This is a genomic window from Pantoea wallisii (assembly GCF_002095485.1).
In the GTDB taxonomy this organism is placed as follows: Bacteria; Pseudomonadota; Gammaproteobacteria; order Enterobacterales; family Enterobacteriaceae; genus Pantoea; species Pantoea wallisii.
Window position 1 is genome coordinate 1 of the sequence record NZ_MLFS01000004.1, and the last position, 20,735, is coordinate 20,735.

Genomic DNA, 20,735 nt, shown 5'->3' on the forward strand with positions numbered 1-20,735 from the left:
TGGGGGCGAATATTACTGCCGTGCCTTTAGAGCGTCAATCCCTTTTCCCGAAAATCCGCCCGATCGCCTGGAAAGCAAGCAGCGCCTTAAAAAACAGCGCTGGCTTAATAAGTTTCAGGCACAAATTATAGCGGCTTCGCGGTGGCTGTTGTCGCCGGCGCCTGGCACCAGTTATTCGCGGCTTTAATACCGCCATCTGGCGAACTGTAACCCAGGCAGCCCAGAATGGTATCAAACAGCTCAACATGACGATGCGTTTTGCCTACGCGCTGCTGCGCCTGTAAACGCTCAAAGTTGCTGCGATTGGTAGGGTCCTCCAGGTACTTATCCGAAGCCCACACCATCATCGGCACGCGGAACTGCTCCGGCGGTGCCATCTCACGCGGCGTACCGTGCAGATGCATATTCTCGCTAATCGACTCACCGTGGTCGGCGGCGTAAAACACCAGCGCCTTCTTATCCCGTAGCTGATCCAGCACGCTATCCAGCATGGTATCAACGTACAAAATTGAGTTGTCATAAGCGTTAATCAGCTGCGCTTTACTGCACGTCTCATCAACGCCCATACACTCTGGCTGGTAGCGTGCAAAACTACGCGGATAGCGCTGCGAATAGAGATAATGCGACCCTTTGGTATGCAGCACAACCAGATGCTTGCCTTTCGGGAAACGCTGCAGCGAAGCCTGCAGTTCCGGCACCAGCAGCATATCGTCGACCGCTTTACCCTGGTTACGCTTCTCAGAACCGATCTGCTCGCGGAACGAGAAATTATTTACATCGGCATTATCGTAGAACCACACTTCGCTCTGCATGGCGAACAGCTCAGAGGTAAAACCAAGCTCTTTCATCACGGCAAAAATATTCTGCTCTTTCAGCGTACGACCTGGATTATCCATGGTGCCGCCCTCGCGCACGAACATACAGCGCAGCGACAGCTTGGTCGCGGTATCACAGGATTCGCCACGGAACGCCACCAGGTTCTTCTCTTTTGACAGCTTCGGCGTGGTGTCGCGATCGTAGCCCAGCATCCCCATATGATCCCAGCGCGTGGTCTCGCCAATCACAAACACTACGTACGTATCATCAATGCCCGGCGGTGCGATATAGGTAAATTTCTTCGCCGGATCGAGCAGCTCCTGGCTATCCAGCTTCTCATCGACCTTTGTCCACGCAAACAGCCCCAGCGCGGCAATCCAGTTTGACGGCAGATAGGAGTGCGCCACCACACCACCATAGCTCGGCAGATCGATATTGGTGATCTCTTCGTTCGCCTTTTGCAGCTTATCGAAGTAGCGAATCGGCAGCCACACCAGCGCCACACTCAGCACCATGATCACCAGCGGCTTCAGGCGCTGTCCCGGGGTTTTCAACTGTTCAATCAGCGTCAGGCGCAACGTATTGCGCCAAATCAGTAACAGCGGCAGTGCACTGACCAGCACCATCCACAGGATAAAATGCAGGCCAATCACCTCTTTCGACAGATCGATATCGGTGGTCATGACTGAAGCCACAATGCCGTAGCCAATGACAACGTTAAAGAACGCCATGTAATAGGCTGCCGCAACTGAGATGACTACCAGCAGGCTGGCGATGACGCGATAAAACCAGCGCCCACCCAACGAAAGCAGGCGCATAAGGAAGAAGGTGAGCAAGACCGCAGCGGTCACTTCCGCCATAGCGGAAAGCCAGTTTGAGACGGTGGAGTGCGTAAGGAAACCATCAAAGCGGCGATAGAATATCGGTAAATTCAACAATATACCGAGGTAGAGCGACAGCCAAAGCGAGAGCTTCTGCTGCGTTAAGCTTTTAATATAATTCATCTAAATTTCTGTTCCCGACCTGGTGCCGATGTTTCAACCACAGTTGTGACTATATAAAGACAGCAAGGTTCGCTTTCAGAGTGGAAAAGCGTGACGTATCGAGCAGGATCGGGACGAATCTGAACCGAAAAAACTACGATGCCGCACAAAGCGCAGCAGTAGAACATTTAACCAATGGTAAGACCAGAAAATTCTTTAGCTCAAATGGATGGAGGATTTTTCTGAAACGCAAAAAGGCCCCCGCAGGAGCCTTTATCACGCATCACCAACCTTAGTTGATAATATTCAGCGTCACATCAATGTTGCCGCGCGTCGCGTTTGAGTACGGGCATACAATGTGTGCTGCATCTACCAGCTTCTGCGCTTCTGCTGCATCCATCTCTGGCAGGTGGATATTCAGTTTGGCTTCAATACCGAAACCGGTCGGAATTGGACCGATACCGACTTCACCTTCAATCCATGCATCTTTTGGCATTGCGATCTTGTCACGACCGGCAACGAACTTCATCGCGCCAAGGAAGCAGGCAGAATAACCGGCTGCAAACAGCTGCTCGGGGTTGGTGGCCTCACCGCCTGCGCCGCCCATCTCTTTCGGCACGCCCAGTTTCACGTCCAGCACATTGTCAGAAGAAGTAGCACGACCATCACGGCCGCCGGTGGCTTTGGCTTTTGCGGTGTAAACAACTTTCTCTAAAGACATGATAACCTCACTATTCGCTATATAATCGCGCGCTATCTATAAAGCGCAAGGGTAAACTTCACTGACCGGACGCCGCTTTCGCGACATCCCGTATACTTAACTGCTGCGATTCAGGCTGGCACGCAGATCGTCCAGCTGCTGTTTCAGCGCCACCATCGTGTCGAGATCGCACGCGGTCGCGCACTGTACCGCATCAGGAATGCTGGCAGCTTTTGCCTGCAGCGCACGTCCTTCATCAGTCAGCGTCACAATCACCAGCCGCTCATCCTGACGCGAACGCTGGCGACGTAACAAGCCTGCACTCTCCAGACGTTTCAACAGCGGCGTCAGCGTGGCCGAATCCAGAAACAGGTGTTCACCAATTTCAGAAACCGTGACTTCATCCTGATTCCACAGCACCAGCATCACCAGATACTGCGGATAGGTAATCTCCAGCGGGGCAAGCAGCTGGCGATAGACTTTGTGCATAGCGAGATTCGCCGAATACAGCGCGAAACAGAGTTGCTGATCAACCCGAAGTAGCGTCTGCTGCACTTTTTTGTCATCTTGATTACTGTTCATGGGACTTAATATAAATAGCGCGCTAGATAATTGCAAGCTACTTTTTACGGGAGAGTAGAAAATGCGTGATTCACTGGAAGAGCAAGCGCGCCGTTATGCCACACAGGCGCATGCCGCTGCAGGTCAGCGTCGTAAATATACGGATGAACCCTATATCGTTCATCCGGCAGCGGTGGCTGAACTGGTCCGCAGCGTCACCGATGATGAAGAGATGATCGCCGCAGCCTGGCTACACGATACGGTAGAAGATACCCCAAGTACATTACAGGATATCGAAAGCCACTTTGGCCCGCGCGTTGCCGGGCTGGTTGATATGCTAACCGATAGCGCCCAGCCACAGGCGAAAAACCGTGCCGCACGTAAACTGGCCCACTTTCGTCACACCGCTGACGCCTCGCCAGATGCGCAAACCATCAAACTGGCTGACATCATTGATAACACGCGCGCCATCGTGCAGTTCGATCCCAATTTTGCCCGGGTCTATCTGGTGGAGAAGCAGATTCAGATTCAGTTATTAAACCAGGGCGACAAGCGTCTGTGGCAGCAGGCGGATCACATTATCGCGCAGGGCATCAAACAGCTGGAACAGCCCCCGTACAGCGTACCCGAGAGCTGGTTTGTGAAACAGGCGGCAAAATACGGTGGATTAAGCTAATAAAAAACCCGCCACGCAGGCGGGTTACAGAGAACCGTTAGCCGGTCTTACTCCAGCAGCTGGCGTCCCAGATACGGGTTAGCCTGCAGCAGTTTCATCAATTTACGTGCCGTAGCGGATGGGCGCGTGCGTTGCGCTTCCCAACTTTTCACTGACGAGACGCTCACCCCCATCACGCGGGCGAACTCATCCACCTGCATGCCGGTCATCTCGCGTAAACGCTGTGGCTCGGGAACTGAAACCGTGTTGAGTGCAATTTCTGATACGGAAGGCTGTGCATCACGTGTCAAAACAATTTGCTCAAGACTGCTGAGTAATTCGACCATTGGATCTTTTATTTCCATAGAGAACTCCTTAAAACTCACTATGAAGCACATGAAAGTAAAGAGGTAAGCGCCAGCAGGCGCTGAAACCTGGTCGTTTCAGGCTGTATCCCACAGCGGTTTATACGTTATGGTTATGAAACCGTTACGGGACACAGCCTGTTGCACACTGCAAAAAGATGTCAGCGCAATGCAACAATTGACCGGGTTTCTAAGTATGGGTCAGTTCTCCGGTTTTGCCGGGTAAATCGTGATTATTTTTTCATCTTTTTTAAGTCAAATTCCGGCAATGGCAGTTAAGTCTCTGGAACATAAATAGTAAAGTGCGTTACCGGATCGCTTAAAAAGCGTTAACTATTAAGCAAAATTAGCGCCAACTTGTTATCTGCCTGATATTACATACAAAGTGACCCAATCTGCCGCTTACCGGCCGGACACTGCATCATAACGCGGCAATGTTGCATCAATATGAAGCAAAACCGCGCGTGACGGCGGCAGTCAGGATTGTGATGCTGACCAGACTTAACTGCCCGCAGACCGCGACAGGCCGTTGTACACGCCCTGCCATTGCACTATTCTTTAGGACCATTCCCACCAAAGCACACTTTGCCATTTTGTCACGACAGGAGTTGAAAACATGGCGTCAGGAATTTCCCGCATCTGGATGCGTACCGGCATGCTGATGGTTGGCGCGCTGGTCGTGCTGCAACTCACCGCCTGTGGCGATAAAGAGGGCGATCAGCGTAAAGCCTTTAATGATTTTCTGCAGAACACCGTTATGCGCAGCGGCGAGCATCTGCCAAGCCTGAGCGAAAATCAGAAGCAGACCTTCGGCAACTATGCCAGCGACTACGCCATTTTGTATGGTTTCTCACAACAGGTGAACCAGGCCGTTGAGCAGGGTATGCGCCCGGTGGTTGATGAGCTGGCAGCCATCCGCGTGCCGCAGGATTATCTGACCCGCCGCGATAGCCTGCGTCAGGCCAGCGGTAACCTCAGCGTGCTGACGCAGCAGATTCAAAGCGCCAAAATGCAGGCCGATAGCAGCAAAGCGACGCTGAAACAGCCGGACGATCTGAAAAAAGTGTACGACAGCGTCTATGCCAAAGTGGTCACACAGCCGGCCAGCACGCTGATTCCGCTGCTGCCGAAACTGCAGGCACTGAGTCAGACGGCCGTTCAGACCGGTGACTATCTGCAATCGCAGGGCGCACGCGTCAGCTTTAACGATGGCGGCGTACAGTTCCCGACCCAAGAGCAGGCCACGCAGTACAACGCACTGATGACCGATCTCTCCGGCAACGCACAGGCACTAACCCAGGCGCAGAGTGCCGTACAGGGTGGGTTGCAGTAAGATACACAACGGGCAGTGACCTGCTGCCCGTTTTTCAGATTTTTGTCACTTCCTTACAGCTTCATTTTCTGTTCAGGCAGAGTGTGATCTGGCGCATTTTCAACCAAAGATTGTTTGTGATCTAAGTCACATTTAAGAAACAAAACCGGGAATCGCAAAGGTGATATTCATCACATTTAACGGTTTGATCCGCCTGGATTTTAGCCTTCGTTGCTTTCTTACACCCTTATTTTGTGATCGTCATCACCTTATAGCCCCCTGCCCACCCCAAATTAGCGTGATCTGCATCACACTTGTTCAGGACTCTACGCAGCGTAATAAACTAGTGCTAGAGTCCGCGTGCATACAGTAATGCCACGGCCCCCGCCGTAACGTCTCAACAAAAACAAACGCGCTCTCTTATTGCAGCGCGTCTCAATAAGGGGTGGGTTTATGTCTTCATCAGTCAAGGTCAAGGTCCAGAGCTTTGGTCGCTTTCTGAGTAATATGGTGATGCCTAACATCGGGGCGTTTATCGCCTGGGGTATCATCACTGCACTGTTCATTCCAACCGGATGGATTCCTAACGAAACGCTGGCGAAACTCGTCGGTCCGATGATCACTTATCTGCTGCCGCTGCTGATCGGTTTTACCGGTGGTCGCCTGGTCGGTGGCGATCGCGGTGGCGTGGTCGGTGCTATCACAACCATGGGCGTGATCGTCGGTGCCGATATGCCGATGTTCCTCGGCTCAATGATTGCCGGTCCGCTGGGCGGCTGGGCGATCAAATCGTTTGACCGCGCGGTTGACGGTAAAATCAAAAGCGGCTTTGAGATGCTGGTTAACAACTTCTCGGCCGGTATTATCGGTATGCTGCTGGCGCTGCTGGCGTTCCTGGCTATCGGTCCGCTGGTAGAGGGTCTGTCGCACATTCTCGCCGCCGGCGTAAATCTGATGGTGCAGAACAACCTGCTGCCGCTGACCTCGATCTTTGTTGAACCGGCGAAAATCCTGTTCCTCAATAACGCTATCAACCACGGCATCTTCTCACCACTGGGTATCCAGCAGGCGAGCGAAGCGGGCAAATCCATCTTCTTCCTGATTGAAGCGAACCCGGGCCCGGGCATGGGCGTGCTGGTGGCCTATATGATGTTTGGTCGCGGTAGCGCTAAACAGTCAGCCGGCGGTGCAGCCATCATCCACTTCCTCGGCGGTATTCACGAGATTTACTTCCCGTACGTGCTGATGGCACCGCGCCTGCTGCTGGCGGTTATCCTCGGCGGTATGACTGGCGTATTTACCCTGACCCTGCTGAACGGCGGTCTGGTTTCACCGGCCTCTCCGGGTTCAATCCTGGCCGTCCTGGCGATGACGCCAAAAGGCGCTTACTTCGCTAACATCGCTGCCATCATTGCCGCCTTTGCTGTCTCCTTCGTGGTCTCTTCCATTCTGCTGAAAACCAGCAAAGTTAAAGAAGAGGATGATATCGAAGCGGCCACACAGCGCATGCGTGACATGAAAGCGCAGTCCAAAGGTCAGGCCGTTGCGGGTTCGCCGATTGTTGCTGATGCCAATAGTGTTGAGGTCAGCCACGTACGTAAAATCATCGTGGCCTGTGATGCCGGCATGGGTTCAAGCGCCATGGGTGCAGGCGTACTGCGCAAGAAAGTACAGGATGCCGGCCTGATCAATATCTCCGTCACCAACAGCGCCATTAACTCGCTGCCGGGAGATGTTGATCTGGTGATCACCCACCGCGATCTGACCGAACGCGCGATGCGCCAGGCACCGCAGGCGCAGCATATCTCGTTGAACAACTTCCTCGACAGCGCGCTTTACAGCAATCTGACCGAGCGCCTGGTTGCCGTTAACCGCAGCGTAGCGCACCGTGAAACCGTGCAGACCGCGCTGGCTGACAGCTACGATGAAGGCAACGCGCACCTGTTTAAACTGGGTGCAGATAACGTGTTCCTTGGCCTGAGCGCCAGCAATAAAGAGCAGGCCATCCGCTTCGCCGGTGAGCAGCTGGTGAAAGGCGGTTACGTTCAGCCTGAGTACGTTGAAGCGATGCTGGAGCGTGAGAAGCTGACGCCAACCTACCTCGCGAATCGATTGCCGTACCGCACGGCACTGTTGAAGCGAAAGACCGCGTGCTGAAAACCGGCGTTGTATTCTGTCAGTATCCGGCGGGCGTGCAGTTTGGCGATGAGCCTGATGAAATTGCGCGTCTGGTTATCGGTATCGCCGCACGCAATAACGAACACATTCAGGTCATCACCAGCCTGACCAACGCGCTGGACGACGACAGCGTGATTGAGAAGCTGGCGCACACCACCAGCGTGCAGGATGTGCTGGATCTGCTTTCGGGTAACGCTGCCAAAGCGTAATCCTACGTTTTAACTTCCCTGGGGCGGGCAAGCCCGTCCCCACTTTCCGGGGCGGACATGCCCGCCCTTTCGTCATTTGATATGGGTCAAATTTATGAAAGCGTTACATTTTGGAGCAGGTAACATCGGCCGCGGTTTTATCGGTAAGCTGCTGGCCGATGCCGGGATCGAACTGGTGTTTGCCGATGTGAATCAGGTGGTGCTGGATGCCCTGAACGCCCGTCATGAGTATCCGGTTCACGTGGTCGGCGAGCAGGCGAAAGTGGAAATCGTTAAAGGCGTCAGCGCCGTAAACAGCACCAGCGATGACATCATCACGCTGATCGCTGAGGTTGATATCGTTACCACGGCGGTTGGCCCGCAGATTCTGGAACGCATCGCCAGCGGTGTTGCAAAAGGTCTGGCCAAACGCAGCGATAACGGTAATGTCCGTCCGCTGAATATTATCGCCTGTGAAAACATGGTGCGCGGCACCAGCCAGCTGAAACAGCACGTGCTGAAGGCGCTGCCGGAACAGTATCACGCATGGGTTGAAGCGCATATCGGCTTCGTGGACTCTGCGGTTGACCGCATCGTACCGCCATCGGAAGCCGGCAGCAGCGATCCGCTGGAAGTCACGGTTGAAACCTTTAGCGAGTGGATCGTTGATAAAACCCAGTTCAAAGGCGAACTGCCTGATATTCCGGGCATGGAGCTGACAGACAACCTGATGGCCTCGTTGAGCGCAAGCTGTTCACGTTAAACACCGGCCACGCCATTACCGCCTATCTGGGCCAGCAGGTGGGCCACGCGACCATCCGCGAGGCCATTCTGGATCCAAAAATTCGTGCCGTAGTACAGGGTGCGATGCAGGAGAGCGGCGCGGTGCTGATTAAGCGCTACGGTTTCGATGCAGAGAAGCATGCGGCTTACATCCAGAAAATCCTCACGCGCTTTGAAAATCCGTACCTGAAAGATGACGTGGAACGTGTCGGGCGCCAGCCGCTGCGTAAGCTCAGCGCAGGCGATCGTCTGATTAAACCCACGCTGGGCACGCTGGAGTACAACCTGCCGCACGCCAGCCTGGTACAGGGTATCGCTGCTGCGATGCACTATCGCAGCGCAGCCGATCCGCAGGCGCAAGAGCTGGCCACTCTGATTGAGCAAAAAGGTCCGCAGGCCGCACTGGCTGAGATTTCGGGTCTTGATGCTAATAGCGAAGTGGTCACCTCAGTGGTGAGCACTTACAACGCTATGGCATAATGCGCGCCCTTTAGTGGTCAAAACCGGGCACGGAGTACACCGTGCCCGTCGACGGTAGCTGAACGATGCAGGCAATAATGGAAGAGAAGCAGGCTTTTGAAAACCGGGTGCTTGAGCGCCTGAACGCCGGTCGTTCGGTGAGAAGCTTCCTGATCGCCGCTGTCGAACTGCTGGCTGAAGCGGTGAATCTGCTGGTCTTGCAGGTATTTCGTAAAGACGATTACGCCGTGAAGTATGCGGTAGAGCCGCTGCTGCTTGGCGATGGCCCGCTGGGTGAACTGCCGGTGCGTCTCAAACTGATCTACGGGCTCGGCGTCATCAATCGCCATGAATATGAAGATTGCGAGTTACTGCTGGCGCTGCGGGAAGAGCTAAACCACGACACCAGCGAGTACCGGTTTACGGATGATGAAGTGCTTGGCCCGTTTGGCGAGCTGCACTGCGTTACCGCCTGGCCGCCCCGCCCCGATTTTACCGGCGATGATGATCAGCTGCGCGCCATGCAGCAGCAGCGTTATCTGCAGATGGTTCGCTCGACCATGGTGCTCTCACTGACCGAGCTGATTTCGCGCATCTCCCATAAGCAGGCGTTTAAAAAGCCGGCGCTATAAGCCACTCTGTTAGCAGGATATCGACGCCTGTCCGATGCGGCATAGCGGTACGCGTTTTATCTGCGCTCAGCGCTGTACTGCAAAGTCGCCCTGATTTCATGTATCCTTTGCCTGTTTTCCTTAACGAGTTTCCCCGATGAAAGAACAAGAAAAAGCCGAAATCAAACGCCTCAGCGACCAGCTGGACGCGCTGAATCGCAAAGAACCGCAGCTGCTGGAAGCAGGCGATGCCGAAAAGCTCGGTGCGCTGCTGAAAGAGAAAGAGGTGCTGGTGCAGGAGATTGAGCGTCTGCGCAACGTGCGTGAGGTCAAGCTGAGCAAAGAGGCACAACAGCTGCAGAAGCTGCCATTCAGTCGTGAAATCACGAAAAAAGAGCAGGCCAACATGGGCGCGCTGAAGAAGAGCGTGCGCGGTCTGGTGGTGGTGCATCCAATGACCGCGCTGGGACGTGAGATGGGGCTGCAGGTGATGACCGGCTACGCAAAGCAGCCGTTCTGATTGCCTTACGCGGCGTGGGCCACGTCGCGTTTGTCTCCTGCCGCCTCTCGCACTTGCGCGATTAAGGTATCCAGCAGTGCATAGCGACGGCGATACTCCGCGCGCTTTTTACTGGCTATCTCTTCCGGATCCTTACGCACCATATTTAACGGCAGCGTAAACAGCCCATCGGCGCGCGCCTTACCGCCCAGCGAAAGCCAGAACTCACTGTAGCTGGCGAAGAATTTATCCCCTTTACTGTGACGATAGCGCAGGCTGCGGAACACGTGCGTGTCATCACCTACTGCGGTCATCGCCTGCACGCCGCACTGGTCAGCCAGTACAAACAATGCCTCCATCAGCAGACGTTTCGGGAACAATCCGTGCGCCGCTTTGGTCGCTTCACGGATAACGTCAGCAGGAATGTGTTTACGTGGGCCCTGCAAACCGCCAATGAATAGCGTGCGTTGCTGCTGTTGCTGGATAACCGAGAATGACAGTGAAGCAATGGTCATCGCCTGATAGCGCAGTATCAGCGTGATCTCCCCTTCGCGATCGTAGTACCCGGAACAGCAATCGATGACGAACTGCTCATCATTTTTGCCACAGAAACGGGCGAGAGGGTTATTCGCCGGGCTTAACAGCAGCTGACGGAGCGCAACGTTATCAAGCTGCTCCATCAACTGGTAGTGATCGAGAATTGCCTGCGCGCGCTGCGCCACGCTGAAACCGGCACTCAGATAGGGCCGGTGCGGTTTTGCCGGTAGCAGGCCCTGGCTCTTCATTAACGCTGGCAGAAATGAGAGCTGCGCTAACTGATTGAGGTAATGAGCGGTAGTCATCGGGAATACCACAGACCTTAAGGCAAATTTCAGCCGGAATCTTCTGCTATCCCACAGCTTATTTGGGCGAAACGTACCCCGTATTAAAGGTACAAACAGCGCTACCGAAGAGCGGGTATTCGGCTCAGAGTGAGTGATTACAGACATGGTTATTTTTACGTTGCGGGATAACAGGTGGCTACTGTATGCCCCGAATTATCAACGGCACGTTAATAACTGACGTAACAGATCCTCAGAGTATTTACTGTTTACTTTCGGTTTAGATTGCTGTTTACAGATAACTCCCGGACAGATAAGCCGGGGGAACGGTATCCTTGTTCATCCGGTGTGGGTTTATGGCTTATCTTTTATGTAACCGGGTAAACAATAATATTGTTAACCTATACAGAATAATTGTTACTATACCATCCAATAATAGTATTGCCATCATAATTGGCCGGGCATATTCAGCGTTCTCACCAACATCTGAAGGTATGAAATATAAAATCATCAGAAACAGAGTCAGAATGAATAGCGACTTAATAAGATTAGTAAAAACACTCATTGCAAGAGCTTGAAAAGAGTAGTCGGTATTCCTGAAAACCAACGATATCATAAAATCCAGTAATCCATAGATTAAAACGCAAGTTATTGCATAGGCATAAACGGTAACATAGAAGATCAACGTGTCGTAGGGCTCAGGATCTGTCCGGCCGTCAAAGGAAACGGTGATTTTTTCCGCTACCTCATATTTCACACTCTCCCAAATAGCGTGAGAAATATATTCACTAACGGGTTGCTGTAAGAAGATAAATCCTGTTAACAGCAGTACAAATATTATCATCACAGACTTACGGACATGTTGTGCCATTAGCAATCACCTCAATCGTTCCGTATGATTGTAATCCAGCCATGCCTGGAACCCAAATCTTACTTGTGCTTAATAAACTCTGTCTTATTCTTTGAAAATCAGAATAGTATGGCAACGTTATACAGCCTTCAGAAATGCGCCCAGGGTGCAGGCGAAAATGACCTCTTTCAACACCTTTTATCCATGTATAATCATCTATCTGATTATCATCATGGTATAAAGCAAACCACTCATCGTGGTTATTACCCGTCCATAAGTCTTTAACGTAATTCTTTAACTGGTTTAACTTACCGCCCATTGCACGATCAACTATCCAATACTTACCCGGCGGAATAGGACCAAGATTACTGATATGAACGCATCCTCCATGGTTTCTGTATCCTCCCTGACCAGAAAAAGCCATAAATATACCAGCCCCCATAATTTTCAAAGGGGACCAGTGTGCATCATTAATTGTGAATATTCCTTCAACTGGCATAGCGGATTCCTTTCCATTAATAAACCGTCATGACTATAAAGTAAATTATCAAAAAATGAAAAATAAAGAGAAGATCAGGAAGCTGGCTCACAAAAAATTGATGAAGTAATCAAATAAACACTTTTTAATAAAAATATGCGTAGAAATTCTGTAACACAATAAAAAACTCCCTGCCAGCTCAGCGCCAGCAGGGAGTTGATATTATCTGCGATTAACCGTGACTCAATAGCAGCGGTGATCCGCAGTAGCCGTTCTGAACTTATTTAGCCGATGCAAAACGCGCAGCAGCTTCGTCCCAGTTCACAACATTCCAGAAGGCTTTGATGTAGTCAGGACGTTTGTTCTGATACTTCAGGTAGTACGCATGTTCCCACACGTCCAGACCGATGATTGGGAAACCGGATGCGCCGGAGATAGCTTCACCCATCAGCGGGTTGTCCTGGTTAGCCGTTGAAACAACCGCCAGTTTGTCGCCTTTTTTCACCAGCCATGCCCAGCCAGAGCCGAAACGGGTCGCTGCCGCTTTCTCGAACTCTTCCTGGAATTTCTCGACGCTGCCGAAATCTTTTTCGATAGCTGCTTTCAGGTCGCCCTGCAGCGTGGTGCCGGTCTTCAGGCCTTTCCAGAACAGGCTGTGGTTAGCGTGACCGCCCGCGTTGTTACGCAGTGGGCCTTTTTTGTCTGCTGGCAGCTGATCCAGTTTGGTGATCAGTTCGTCAACCGGCAGGTCTGCGAATTCAGTACCTTCCAGCGCAGCGTTAGCGTTGTTAACGTAGGTCTGGTGGTGTTTAGTGTGATGGATTTCCATCGTCTGCTTGTCGAAGTGCGGTTCCAGTGCGTCGTAGGCGTACGGCAGGGATGGCAGTGAATAACTCATGTTCTTCCTCTCCATTTAGTGTTTTGCAGCACAACCTTGCCGGCGTGCCGCGTAAGCAGTCGGATCATTATAGTTAAAATCATGATCCGTAAAAGGGTTATCAATGCCTTAGAAATGATAAGGGTTTGATCAATCTGGCAAAGCATGCGCACACAAGGCTACACCTTGTGGGTACTGGCGCGCAGCTTAAGCTGTACCGGCAACTCGTTAATGGCTGGTGGTTCATCACCATTCAGCGCTGCCAGTAGCCGTTTGCCCGCCGTGCGCCCCATCTCTTCATAGGGCAGTACAACGCTGGTGAGCGGCGGCGAGCAGACGGCTGCCAGTGGACCGCCGCCGATGCTGGCGATCGCCAGCTGGCTCGGCATCGAGATGCCTGCAGCATGGCAGGCCATCATGGCGCCGCAGGCTACCTCATCGCTGGTGCAGATCAGCACATCCAGCTCCGGCCAGGTGAGACGAATCTCCGCCAGCAAGCTGTGTCCGGCAGCAAAAGTGGGCATTTTAGGCGATGTCACCACGCGATGCGGTGCCTGATTGAGCGCCAGCATGCCGCTGTGCCAGCCGTTCAGCAGCTGGCGAAAAATGGTGTTGTTAGTCTGCGTACACAGCAGTCCCAGGTGACGGTAGCCGCGCTCGACCAGGCTTTGCACCAGCTGGCGAATCGCTTTGGCATAATCAACACCAATACTGATCCCGGCTGACTCCTGATGCACGCCACCGATATCCATGACCGGCAGCCCGGAGTTGCTCAGTAACCGGTGTGCCTCTGCGGCATTATCAAAATTGAAATGCACCATCGCTGCCGGGTTGTAGGAGAGCAGCATCTCAATCAGCTCGCTCTCCTCTGCCGCCGAGTGGTTGGCCTCAGCCAGCATCATGTTATAGCCCTGCGGCCGTAAAACTTCCTGTAGCGCTTCCGAGACAATCGCGCTGCCCGGCGTGGCAAACGACGGCACCACCATGGTGATCAGCCGCGAGGACGCCGACGCAAGGTTGCGCGCCTGAACATTCGGCACATAGGCCAGTTCAGTGACTGCTGCATCGATTTTGGCGCGGATCTCAGGGGAAACTTTCTCCGGCATACGCAAGGCGCGCGACGCTGTCATGGCGCTCACACCGACCAAACGGGCAACATCAGCCAGCGTACTTTTGCCGGTACTGCGCCGTCGTTTTTCTGTCATGCGTTCTCCTGTGTAACTTGCTACTCATGCCCGCACGCAGCTTAAAACCAAAAGAGTCAGCGCGCTATGTTAAAAACCACAGAATCGGTCATCGGCGACCCATGAGAAAGATTCCGCAAACGGCGAGCATGTCAGGGTGTTGCAACGCTGACAAACCCGGCGCTTGAAAATGTTATCGCTAACACAGTTTTTAACAAGATTCGTGTTAGCGCTAACTTTTGCGACAAACATCACAGAAAAAAGGCGAGAAAATCACCTAAAGTGCATCGCATCAACGAATAAACAGGAATTACTGATGCTCACTCAATGGCTGACGCCGCAACACATTCGCGTGGTTGATCAGGTTAACGATTGGCAGCACGCCGTGCGCTTATCCGCCGAGCCTCTGCTGGCTGAAGGTGCCATCAGCCCGGCGTATCTTGATGCGATCTTCACCTCGCACGCTGAGCTGGGCCCCTATTATGTGCTGGCCCCGGGCCTGGCGATGCCGCATGCACGTCCGGAACAGGGCGCACGCAAGAATGGCTTATCGCTGTTGCATGTAAAAAACGGCGTGAGCTTCGAAGCAGATGAAAACGATCCGGTATTTGTCGTGATCATGCTGTGTGCTGTATCCGGCGACGATCATATCCAAATGATCACCGCGCTGGCTGAAGTATTCAGCGATGAAACCCGCCTGCAGCAGTTGCTGTCGGCTTCTACCCTGCCAGCAATTGAAGCTGTCATTCAACATTAATTACCAGAGAATCCGATAATGAAAAAAGTACTGATTGTGTGTGGAAATGGTTTAGGTAGCAGCTTCATTGTTGAAATGAACGTGAAGAAAATCATTACTGAGTTAGGCAAAGAGGCGGAAGTGGGCCATACCGATTTAACTTCGGCAAAATCTGAAAAGGCCGATTTAATTATCAGCGCCAAAGATATAGCCGATCAATTATCCGGCCATAGCGCACAGGTATTTGGCCTGAGCAACCTACTGGATAATGCAAAAATCAAAGAGATTTTGGCGGAACACCTGTAACAACCACATATTTGCTCGTATGGAGTAAGTTATGCTGCAGTTTATTATAAAGGATGTTCTTGGAACACCCGCAATACTTGTCGGCCTTTTCTCCCTGATTGGTTTATTACTGCAAAAGAAACCGGTATCCGATGTTATTTCCGGTACGCTGAAAACCATCATGGGCTTTGTTATTCTCATCGCCGGGGCCAATTTAATTGCGGCCACACTGACCATTTTCAGTCAGCTGTTTGAGCACTCGTTCAGTATCCAGGGCGTGGTGCCGAATACCGATGCCATGGCGGCGCTGGCGCAGAAAAATTACGGCACCGAAACCGCCATGATCATGGTGTTCGGCATGCTGGTGAATATCCTGCTGGCGCGCATTACGCCGCTGAAATACATCTTCCTGACCGGCCACCACACGCTGTATATGTCGGCCATGCTGGCAGTGATCTTGTCGGTAGGCGGCGTGCACGGCTTCTGGCTGGTGGTGATTGGTTCACTTATTCTCGGCACCATGATGGTGGTCTGCCCGGCAATTCTGCAGCCCTTTACGCGCAAAATCACCAACTCTGACGATCTGGCGCTGGGCCACTTTGGCTCTACCGGCTATCTGCTGGCGGCGCTGGTGGGTAAAGCGGTTGGCAAAGGCAGCCCATCCATTGAAGAGCTGAAGGTGCCGAAGACCCTCAACTTCCTGCGTGATTCATCGGTCGCTATCTCACTGACCATGATGATTCTGTTTATTGCGCTGGTGCTGGTGGCGGGCAAAGCCTTTACTGAAACCCTGAGCGGTGGCCAGAACTTCATCGTCTTCGCCATCATCCAGTCAATCACCTTTGCCGCAGGCGTTTATATCATCCTTGCCGGTGTACGTATGGTGATTGCTGAGATCGTCCCCGCGTTTAAAGGTATCGCCGATAAGTTAGTGCCGAATGCAAAACCGGCGCTGGACTGCCCGACCGTCTTCCCGTTCGCACCAAACGCGGTGATTATCGGCTTCCTGTGCAGCTTCGCCGCCGGTTTGATCAGCATGTTCCTGTGTCCGCTGTTTGGCCTCAGCGTGATTGTGCCGGGCCTGGTACCGCACTTCTTCTGCGGCGCAACGGCTGGCGTATACGGCAACATTACCGGCGGACGTCGCGGCGCCATTATTGGTTCCTTTGTACAGGGCCTGCTGATCTCCTTCCTGCCCGCTATTTTACTGCCGCTGATGGGCGACCTCGGTTTTGCCTCCACCACCTTTGGCGATGCGGACTTCGGCATCGTCGGTATCGTGCTCGGCCATATTATTTCGCTCTTCCATTGATGTCAGACACAGCGTCCGGTAACGGGCGCTGTGTCTGTAATGAGGAAACACCCCATGAACGCCCGATTTTCACCGTCATTAATGTGCATGGATCTGACCCGCTTCCGTGAGCAGATCGAAGCGATGAACCCTACCGCCGCGTTTTACCATGTTGATATTATGGACGGCAGCTATGTGAAGAATATTACGCTGTCGCCGTTCTTTATTGAGAATCTGCGCAAAATCACCGACGTGCCGATCGATGTGCATTTAATGGTGAATCATCCGGAAGATATTATTCCGATGTGCATTGACGCCGGCGCCGATGTTATTAGTTTCCATCCGGAAACCGCCAACAATAAAATATTCCGCCTGCTGACGCAGATTAAAGATGCCGGCCGCCGCTGTGGGGTAGTGTTGAATCCCGCGACGCCCGCAGAAACTATTCGTGAATATGCGCATCTGCTGGATAAGGTGACGGTCATGTCGGTCGATCCCGGTTTCGCCGGCCAGAAATTTATTCCGGAGACGCTGAATAAGATTCGCCAGCTTATCGCCATGCGTAAAGAGCACGGCTATCACTATCTGACCGAGATTGATGGTTCATGTAATGCAAAAACGTTTAAACAGATCGCTGCGTCTGGCGTTGATGTATTTATTGTCGGCACCTCGGGTCTCTTTAATCTGCACGATGATGTCGCGCAGGCCTGGCAGAAGATGGAGAGCATTTTCGCCACGGAAACCGCAGCTGCGTGAGGTTGTCAGGTGCGTATGCGCAGCGATTAATATCCAGGTGCGCATCAATGCGCACCCTACATGTTCTGTACCGGAACGCCATTCATCGCGACCGGATGCACTACCGCCCTAACTCTGTCAGTGACTTATCCAGCGCGCCCACCAGCCAGTCGATATCGCTTAACTGGAACGCCAGAGGTGGGCGCAGCTTCAGCACATTACCATAAGGGCCGGCTACCGAGGTCAGCACATGGTGTTCGCGCAGCTTCTCAATCACATCCAGCGCCAGCGCTTTATCCGGCGTTTTACTGGCGCGATCCTGTACCAGCTCAAAACCAATAAACAGCCCGGCTCCGCGTACATCGCCGATGCACTCATGCCGCGACATCAGCGCCTGCAGCTCGGCCAGCAGCTGCGCCCCTACCACGCGGCTGTGCTCCTGCAGGCCCTCTTCTTTAATCACGGACAACACCGCCTGCGCAGCCGCCATCGCCACCGGGTTGCCGCCAAACGTATTGAAGTAAGGGATGGCATCGCTGAACGCGGCCAGCACATGGCTTTTTGCCAGCAGCCCCGAAACCGGAATGCCGTTGCCCATTGGCTTGCCGGTGGTGATCACATCCGGTACTACGCCATGGCGGGCAAAGCCCCAGAAGGTATCACCGGTGCGGGCGAAGCCTGGCTGCACTTCATCGGCGATGAAAATGCCGCCGTTGGCGTGCACCACATCAACTGCTTTTTGCAGGAAACCGCGCGGATTCGGCAGGACGCCATCGGAAGAGAAGATCGAATCAGCAAGGAAGCCGGCAAATTTAATGCCGTGCGCGTGCATGTCGTTAATCTGCTTCTGGATCTCGCTGGCAAACCACTCACTAAGGTCGGGCGCAGCCACGCGATACGCGTCCGGTGGCGGCACTAATCGCGTGGTGGCGGCCAGTGGCTGGCCACTGCCCAGCGCCGGTGATGCGCCGGAGGTGAGATCGCTGGTGCCGTGATAGGCCTCCTGCGACACAATAATACCGGTGCCGCCACTAAAAGCACGCGCCACGCGAATCGCCAGATCGTTCGCCTCTGACCCGGTGCACATATACATGGCGCGGTCGATAGCCTCCGGCGTGGTCGCCAGCAGCGCTTCGCTGTAATCAAGAATACGCTCATGCAGATAGCGGGTATGCGTGTTCAGCATCTTCATCTGCTGCGTGACCGCATCAATAACTGCCGGATGGCAGTGCCCAATACTTGCCACGTTGTTATACACATCAAGATACTTATTACCCGCCGCATCCCACAGATACTGCCCTTCACCCCGAACCAGATGTACCGGCTTGCGGTAAAACAGACGGTAGGACTCACCCAATATGTGGCTGCGCTTCTCCGTTAGCTGTCGGGTAGCCGCGTCCAGACCTTCAGCATCTTCAGCACGAAAACTGTTGGTATCCATGATGGTGGATCGTGTCGCCATGGGAACTCCCGTTGCCAGGTTAAAAGGGGGTGTTAAAGGACAGCACTCTCATTATCATGCCTGCCCCGCCGACAAAAGCAACCAAATACACAAATACAACCAAATACACATGACGCCCGTATGACACTTCGGTAAGCTTAAGCACCAGCCAGAGACACCCGGGGAGACATCATGCTGCAGGAAACCCGTTTACACCGCATTCGCGCGCTGCTGAACACGCAGCATCAGGTCAGCACTGAGCGCATCATCAACGAGCTGGGCGTTTCCCGGGAGACGGCGCGGCGTGACATCATTACACTGGAAGCGCAGGGATTTGCCCGACGCGTTCATGGTGGCGTAGTGGCACCTGAAAGCCAGCCGGAGCCGCCCTTGCAGGTACGTCGTAACGCACAGGCACGGGAGAAACGCGCCATCGCCGCAGCAGCGGTGCAGCATTTGCAGCCCGGTCAGACACTCTTTTTGGATGCCGGCACCACAACGACCCTGCTGGCGGAAGCGCTGCGCAGCATGTCCGGCCTGACCATTATCACTAACAGCCTGCAGGCGGCGCTGGCCCTCAGTGCGGCGGAAGAGCATGAGTCGCTGAACAATCAGGTGATGTTACTGGGCGGCGTAATGATGGCGGGCGCACAGCAGACGCGCGGTGAGATTACCGTAGGGGAAATTTACCGCTATCGCGCCGACATTGCGCTGTTATCACCGGTAGGGATTGATGCGGAAAGCGGCGCCAGCAGTTTTCACCCCCATGAAGCGGCGATTGCCCGCGCCATGGTGCAGCAGGCCAGCCGCACCTTTTTACTGGCGGATCACAGCAAGCTTGGCGTTGTCAGCCGCACGGTGTATGCACCCGTGGGTGATATCGATCTGCTGATTTGCGATGGCGGTGCGGCAAAAACGGGTGCGCTGGACGCCCTGCAGCAGGCACTGCCGCAGGTACAGGTGGTTTAGCGCAAACGCTGTGGGTGGCTGTATACCGTTGCACGCCCGGGTTTACTGAATCCAACCAGCGTCAGGTTACAGCGCTGTGCCACTTCAACAGCGAGCTGTGTGGCCGCAGAGACGGCAAACAGAATCTCTACACCACACATGGCAGATTTTTGCACCATCTCATAGCTGGCGCGGCTGGAGACCAGCACCGCGCCCTGCTGCCACGCTTGCTGACTGCGCCAGCCTAGCAGTTTATCCAGCGCCACATGGCGCCCGACATCTTCGCAGCCGCCCTGTAGCTCGCCCTGCGGCGACATCCAGGCCGCCGCATGCGTACAGCCGGTCAGGTTGCCGATGGGCTGATAATCACGCAGCTGTGCCAGGCCCGCATCCAGCTGCGCCAAATCGAACGTCTGGCTAAACGGCAACGGCGTGAGCGGCTTACCGATTTGATCGAGCTGCTCAACGCCGCATACGCCGCAGCCGGTGCGTCCGGCCATGGCACGGCGCTGCTCTTTCAGCGCCATAAAGCGGCGGCTGGAGAGCTCAATCTGCACTTCGATACCGTTACAGCCCGGCACGATATCCATGCCATAAATCTCTTCAGGTTTCTCAATAATGCCCTCTGAGAGCGAGAAACCGAGCGCAAAAGCGTTCAGATCGTTCGGCGTGGCCATCATCACCACGTGTGAGATGCCGTTATACACCAGCGCCACCGGCACTTCCTGCGCCAGCCAGTCCTGCTCTGCCTGCGCCAGTTCGCGGCGCTGCCACACCTGCGCCTGCGTCGCACCTGAGATCTCACTCACATTACTGTGAGTTTCCTGCCCTTTCGCTTTCACTTTTGTCGCCTCGCATAACAACCACATTAAAGTAGTGGTAATATCTGGTCGCTATTGTCGCAATCTTAGTTGGGTCATTGTGCACGCCGGCCCGGCGCCCCGCAAAATAAAAAAATGCAGTAACACACCTTAGTAAT

General features: G+C 53.7%; 20 protein-coding genes and 2 pseudogenes. 11 read left to right on the forward strand and 11 right to left on the reverse strand.

Translation table 11 applies throughout. The features are described 5' to 3' along the window. Positions 1-125: 125 nt before the first annotated feature. The 3 genes from eptB to HA48_RS02065 all read right to left on the reverse strand — a co-directional run bounded on the left by eptB (position 126) and on the right by HA48_RS02065 (position 3,081). Entirely contained in the window at positions 126-1,820 is a 1,695-nt protein-coding gene (gene eptB, locus HA48_RS02055; RefSeq protein WP_128599556.1) for a kdo(2)-lipid A phosphoethanolamine 7''-transferase, read from the reverse strand. Positions 1,821-2,091: 271 nt separating this feature from the next. Then, on the reverse strand, positions 2,092-2,520 hold the full coding sequence (locus tag HA48_RS02060) for an organic hydroperoxide resistance protein (RefSeq protein WP_128599557.1): 429 nt from the start codon (positions 2,518-2,520) through the stop codon (positions 2,092-2,094). 96 nt (positions 2,521-2,616) lie between these two features. Next, positions 2,617-3,081, reverse strand: a complete 465-nt coding sequence (locus HA48_RS02065) for a MarR family winged helix-turn-helix transcriptional regulator (RefSeq protein ID WP_128599558.1) — start codon at positions 3,079-3,081, stop codon at positions 2,617-2,619. 61 nt (positions 3,082-3,142) lie between these two features. Between HA48_RS02065 and HA48_RS02070 the strand changes: the two genes are divergently transcribed. Then, positions 3,143-3,736 carry an HD domain-containing protein gene (locus HA48_RS02070; RefSeq protein ID WP_128599559.1) on the forward strand — a complete coding sequence of 198 codons (594 nt, stop codon included), beginning with the start codon at positions 3,143-3,145 and terminating at the stop codon, positions 3,734-3,736. A gap of 47 nt (positions 3,737-3,783) precedes the next feature. Here the strand turns inward: HA48_RS02070 and HA48_RS02075 are convergent, their stop codons facing one another. Beyond that, positions 3,784-4,080 (reverse strand): HTH-type transcriptional regulator, encoded by a 297-nt coding sequence (locus HA48_RS02075; protein WP_128599560.1) that lies wholly within the window; start codon positions 4,078-4,080, stop codon positions 3,784-3,786. Between the two features lie 616 nt (positions 4,081-4,696). Between HA48_RS02075 and HA48_RS02080 the strand changes: the two genes are divergently transcribed. From HA48_RS02080 to HA48_RS02100, 5 genes and pseudogenes are all read left to right on the forward strand, one after another. Continuing rightward, positions 4,697-5,413: a DUF3053 domain-containing protein gene (locus HA48_RS02080; protein ID WP_128599561.1), complete on the forward strand. Its 717-nt coding sequence runs from the start codon at positions 4,697-4,699 to the stop codon at positions 5,411-5,413. Positions 5,414-5,845: 432 nt separating this feature from the next. Then, positions 5,846-7,779: pseudogene (locus HA48_RS02085) on the forward strand (PTS mannitol transporter subunit IICBA). 94 nt (positions 7,780-7,873) lie between these two features. Continuing rightward, a pseudogene (gene mtlD, locus HA48_RS02090) lies at positions 7,874-9,021 on the forward strand (mannitol-1-phosphate 5-dehydrogenase). A gap of 65 nt (positions 9,022-9,086) precedes the next feature. After that, positions 9,087-9,632, forward strand: coding sequence for a mannitol operon repressor MtlR (gene mtlR / locus HA48_RS02095; protein ID WP_208613095.1), 546 nt, complete (start codon positions 9,087-9,089; stop codon positions 9,630-9,632). A gap of 136 nt (positions 9,633-9,768) precedes the next feature. Then, on the forward strand, positions 9,769-10,131 hold the full coding sequence (locus tag HA48_RS02100; protein ID WP_128599562.1) for a YibL family ribosome-associated protein: 363 nt from the start codon (positions 9,769-9,771) through the stop codon (positions 10,129-10,131). Positions 10,132-10,136: 5 nt separating this feature from the next. On the opposite strand, the gene HA48_RS02105 is transcribed toward HA48_RS02100, so the two are convergent. The 5 genes from HA48_RS02105 to HA48_RS02125 all read right to left on the reverse strand — a co-directional run bounded on the left by HA48_RS02105 (position 10,137) and on the right by HA48_RS02125 (position 14,341). Continuing rightward, positions 10,137-11,099, reverse strand: coding sequence for a VirK/YbjX family protein (locus HA48_RS02105; RefSeq protein WP_128599563.1), 963 nt, complete (start codon positions 11,097-11,099; stop codon positions 10,137-10,139). 193 nt (positions 11,100-11,292) lie between these two features. After that, positions 11,293-11,802 carry a hypothetical protein gene (locus HA48_RS02110; protein ID WP_128599564.1) on the reverse strand — a complete coding sequence of 170 codons (510 nt, stop codon included), beginning with the start codon at positions 11,800-11,802 and terminating at the stop codon, positions 11,293-11,295. Then, on the reverse strand, positions 11,783-12,280 hold the full coding sequence (locus tag HA48_RS02115; RefSeq protein WP_128599565.1) for a DUF2778 domain-containing protein: 498 nt from the start codon (positions 12,278-12,280) through the stop codon (positions 11,783-11,785). The genes HA48_RS02110 and HA48_RS02115 overlap by 20 nt, the downstream gene beginning before the upstream one ends. 259 nt (positions 12,281-12,539) lie before the next feature. After that, positions 12,540-13,157: a superoxide dismutase [Mn] gene (gene sodA / locus HA48_RS02120; RefSeq protein ID WP_128599566.1), complete on the reverse strand. Its 618-nt coding sequence runs from the start codon at positions 13,155-13,157 to the stop codon at positions 12,540-12,542. Between the two features lie 158 nt (positions 13,158-13,315). Continuing rightward, positions 13,316-14,341 carry a LacI family DNA-binding transcriptional regulator gene (locus HA48_RS02125; protein WP_128599567.1) on the reverse strand — a complete coding sequence of 342 codons (1,026 nt, stop codon included), beginning with the start codon at positions 14,339-14,341 and terminating at the stop codon, positions 13,316-13,318. A 295-nt stretch (positions 14,342-14,636) separates the two neighbouring features. Between HA48_RS02125 and HA48_RS02130 the strand changes: the two genes are divergently transcribed. From HA48_RS02130 to alsE, 4 genes are read left to right on the forward strand one after another with little or no spacing between them, the layout of a single operon-like run. Beyond that, a complete protein-coding gene (locus HA48_RS02130) occupies positions 14,637-15,077 on the forward strand; it encodes a PTS sugar transporter subunit IIA (protein ID WP_128599568.1) in 441 nt (146 codons plus the stop codon). Positions 15,078-15,095: 18 nt separating this feature from the next. Then, positions 15,096-15,362 carry a PTS sugar transporter subunit IIB gene (locus HA48_RS02135; protein WP_128599569.1) on the forward strand — a complete coding sequence of 89 codons (267 nt, stop codon included), beginning with the start codon at positions 15,096-15,098 and terminating at the stop codon, positions 15,360-15,362. 31 nt (positions 15,363-15,393) lie between these two features. Continuing rightward, positions 15,394-16,653, forward strand: a complete 1,260-nt coding sequence (locus HA48_RS02140; RefSeq protein ID WP_128599570.1) for a PTS ascorbate transporter subunit IIC — start codon at positions 15,394-15,396, stop codon at positions 16,651-16,653. A gap of 54 nt (positions 16,654-16,707) precedes the next feature. Further along, a complete protein-coding gene (alsE, locus tag HA48_RS02145; protein WP_128599571.1) occupies positions 16,708-17,388 on the forward strand; it encodes a D-allulose 6-phosphate 3-epimerase in 681 nt (226 codons plus the stop codon). Between the two features lie 100 nt (positions 17,389-17,488). Here the strand turns inward: alsE and HA48_RS02150 are convergent, their stop codons facing one another. Then, positions 17,489-18,829 carry an aspartate aminotransferase family protein gene (locus tag HA48_RS02150; protein ID WP_128599572.1) on the reverse strand — a complete coding sequence of 447 codons (1,341 nt, stop codon included), beginning with the start codon at positions 18,827-18,829 and terminating at the stop codon, positions 17,489-17,491. Between the two features lie 171 nt (positions 18,830-19,000). On the opposite strand from HA48_RS02150, the gene HA48_RS02155 reads away from it, so the two are divergent. Further along, positions 19,001-19,777, forward strand: coding sequence for a DeoR/GlpR family DNA-binding transcription regulator (locus HA48_RS02155; RefSeq protein ID WP_128599573.1), 777 nt, complete (start codon positions 19,001-19,003; stop codon positions 19,775-19,777). Here HA48_RS02155 and fdhD read toward each other — a convergent pair. After that, a complete protein-coding gene (gene fdhD / locus HA48_RS02160; protein WP_128599574.1) occupies positions 19,774-20,625 on the reverse strand; it encodes a formate dehydrogenase accessory sulfurtransferase FdhD in 852 nt (283 codons plus the stop codon). The two genes, HA48_RS02155 and fdhD, sit on opposite strands and share 4 nt — an antisense overlap. Between the last annotated feature and the right edge of the window lie 110 nt (positions 20,626-20,735).

What these genes read in the sequence shown, in the direction of transcription:
- HA48_RS02110 (WP_128599564.1), bottom strand. Translation starts at nt 11,802, where the DNA reads ATGGCACAACATGTCCGTAAGTCTGTGATGATAATATTTGTACTGCTG.
- fdhD (WP_128599574.1), bottom strand. Translation starts at nt 20,625, where the DNA reads ATGTGGTTGTTATGCGAGGCGACAAAAGTGAAAGCGAAAGGGCAGGAA.
- HA48_RS02080 (WP_128599561.1), top strand. Translation starts at nt 4,697, where the DNA reads ATGGCGTCAGGAATTTCCCGCATCTGGATGCGTACCGGCATGCTGATG.
- sodA (WP_128599566.1), bottom strand. Translation starts at nt 13,157, where the DNA reads ATGAGTTATTCACTGCCATCCCTGCCGTACGCCTACGACGCACTGGAA.
- HA48_RS02115 (WP_128599565.1), bottom strand. Translation starts at nt 12,280, where the DNA reads ATGCCAGTTGAAGGAATATTCACAATTAATGATGCACACTGGTCCCCT.
- HA48_RS02130 (WP_128599568.1), top strand. Translation starts at nt 14,637, where the DNA reads ATGCTCACTCAATGGCTGACGCCGCAACACATTCGCGTGGTTGATCAG.
- HA48_RS02135 (WP_128599569.1), top strand. Translation starts at nt 15,096, where the DNA reads ATGAAAAAAGTACTGATTGTGTGTGGAAATGGTTTAGGTAGCAGCTTC.
- HA48_RS02155 (WP_128599573.1), top strand. Translation starts at nt 19,001, where the DNA reads ATGCTGCAGGAAACCCGTTTACACCGCATTCGCGCGCTGCTGAACACG.
- alsE (WP_128599571.1), top strand. Translation starts at nt 16,708, where the DNA reads ATGAACGCCCGATTTTCACCGTCATTAATGTGCATGGATCTGACCCGC.
- HA48_RS02065 (WP_128599558.1), bottom strand. Translation starts at nt 3,081, where the DNA reads ATGAACAGTAATCAAGATGACAAAAAAGTGCAGCAGACGCTACTTCGG.
- HA48_RS02150 (WP_128599572.1), bottom strand. Translation starts at nt 18,829, where the DNA reads ATGGCGACACGATCCACCATCATGGATACCAACAGTTTTCGTGCTGAA.
- eptB (WP_128599556.1), bottom strand. Translation starts at nt 1,820, where the DNA reads ATGAATTATATTAAAAGCTTAACGCAGCAGAAGCTCTCGCTTTGGCTG.
- HA48_RS02140 (WP_128599570.1), top strand. Translation starts at nt 15,394, where the DNA reads ATGCTGCAGTTTATTATAAAGGATGTTCTTGGAACACCCGCAATACTT.
- HA48_RS02060 (WP_128599557.1), bottom strand. Translation starts at nt 2,520, where the DNA reads ATGTCTTTAGAGAAAGTTGTTTACACCGCAAAAGCCAAAGCCACCGGC.
- mtlR (WP_208613095.1), top strand. Translation starts at nt 9,087, where the DNA reads ATGCAGGCAATAATGGAAGAGAAGCAGGCTTTTGAAAACCGGGTGCTT.
- HA48_RS02075 (WP_128599560.1), bottom strand. Translation starts at nt 4,080, where the DNA reads ATGGAAATAAAAGATCCAATGGTCGAATTACTCAGCAGTCTTGAGCAA.
- HA48_RS02105 (WP_128599563.1), bottom strand. Translation starts at nt 11,099, where the DNA reads ATGTCTGTAATCACTCACTCTGAGCCGAATACCCGCTCTTCGGTAGCG.
- HA48_RS02125 (WP_128599567.1), bottom strand. Translation starts at nt 14,341, where the DNA reads ATGACAGAAAAACGACGGCGCAGTACCGGCAAAAGTACGCTGGCTGAT.
- HA48_RS02100 (WP_128599562.1), top strand. Translation starts at nt 9,769, where the DNA reads ATGAAAGAACAAGAAAAAGCCGAAATCAAACGCCTCAGCGACCAGCTG.
- HA48_RS02070 (WP_128599559.1), top strand. Translation starts at nt 3,143, where the DNA reads ATGCGTGATTCACTGGAAGAGCAAGCGCGCCGTTATGCCACACAGGCG.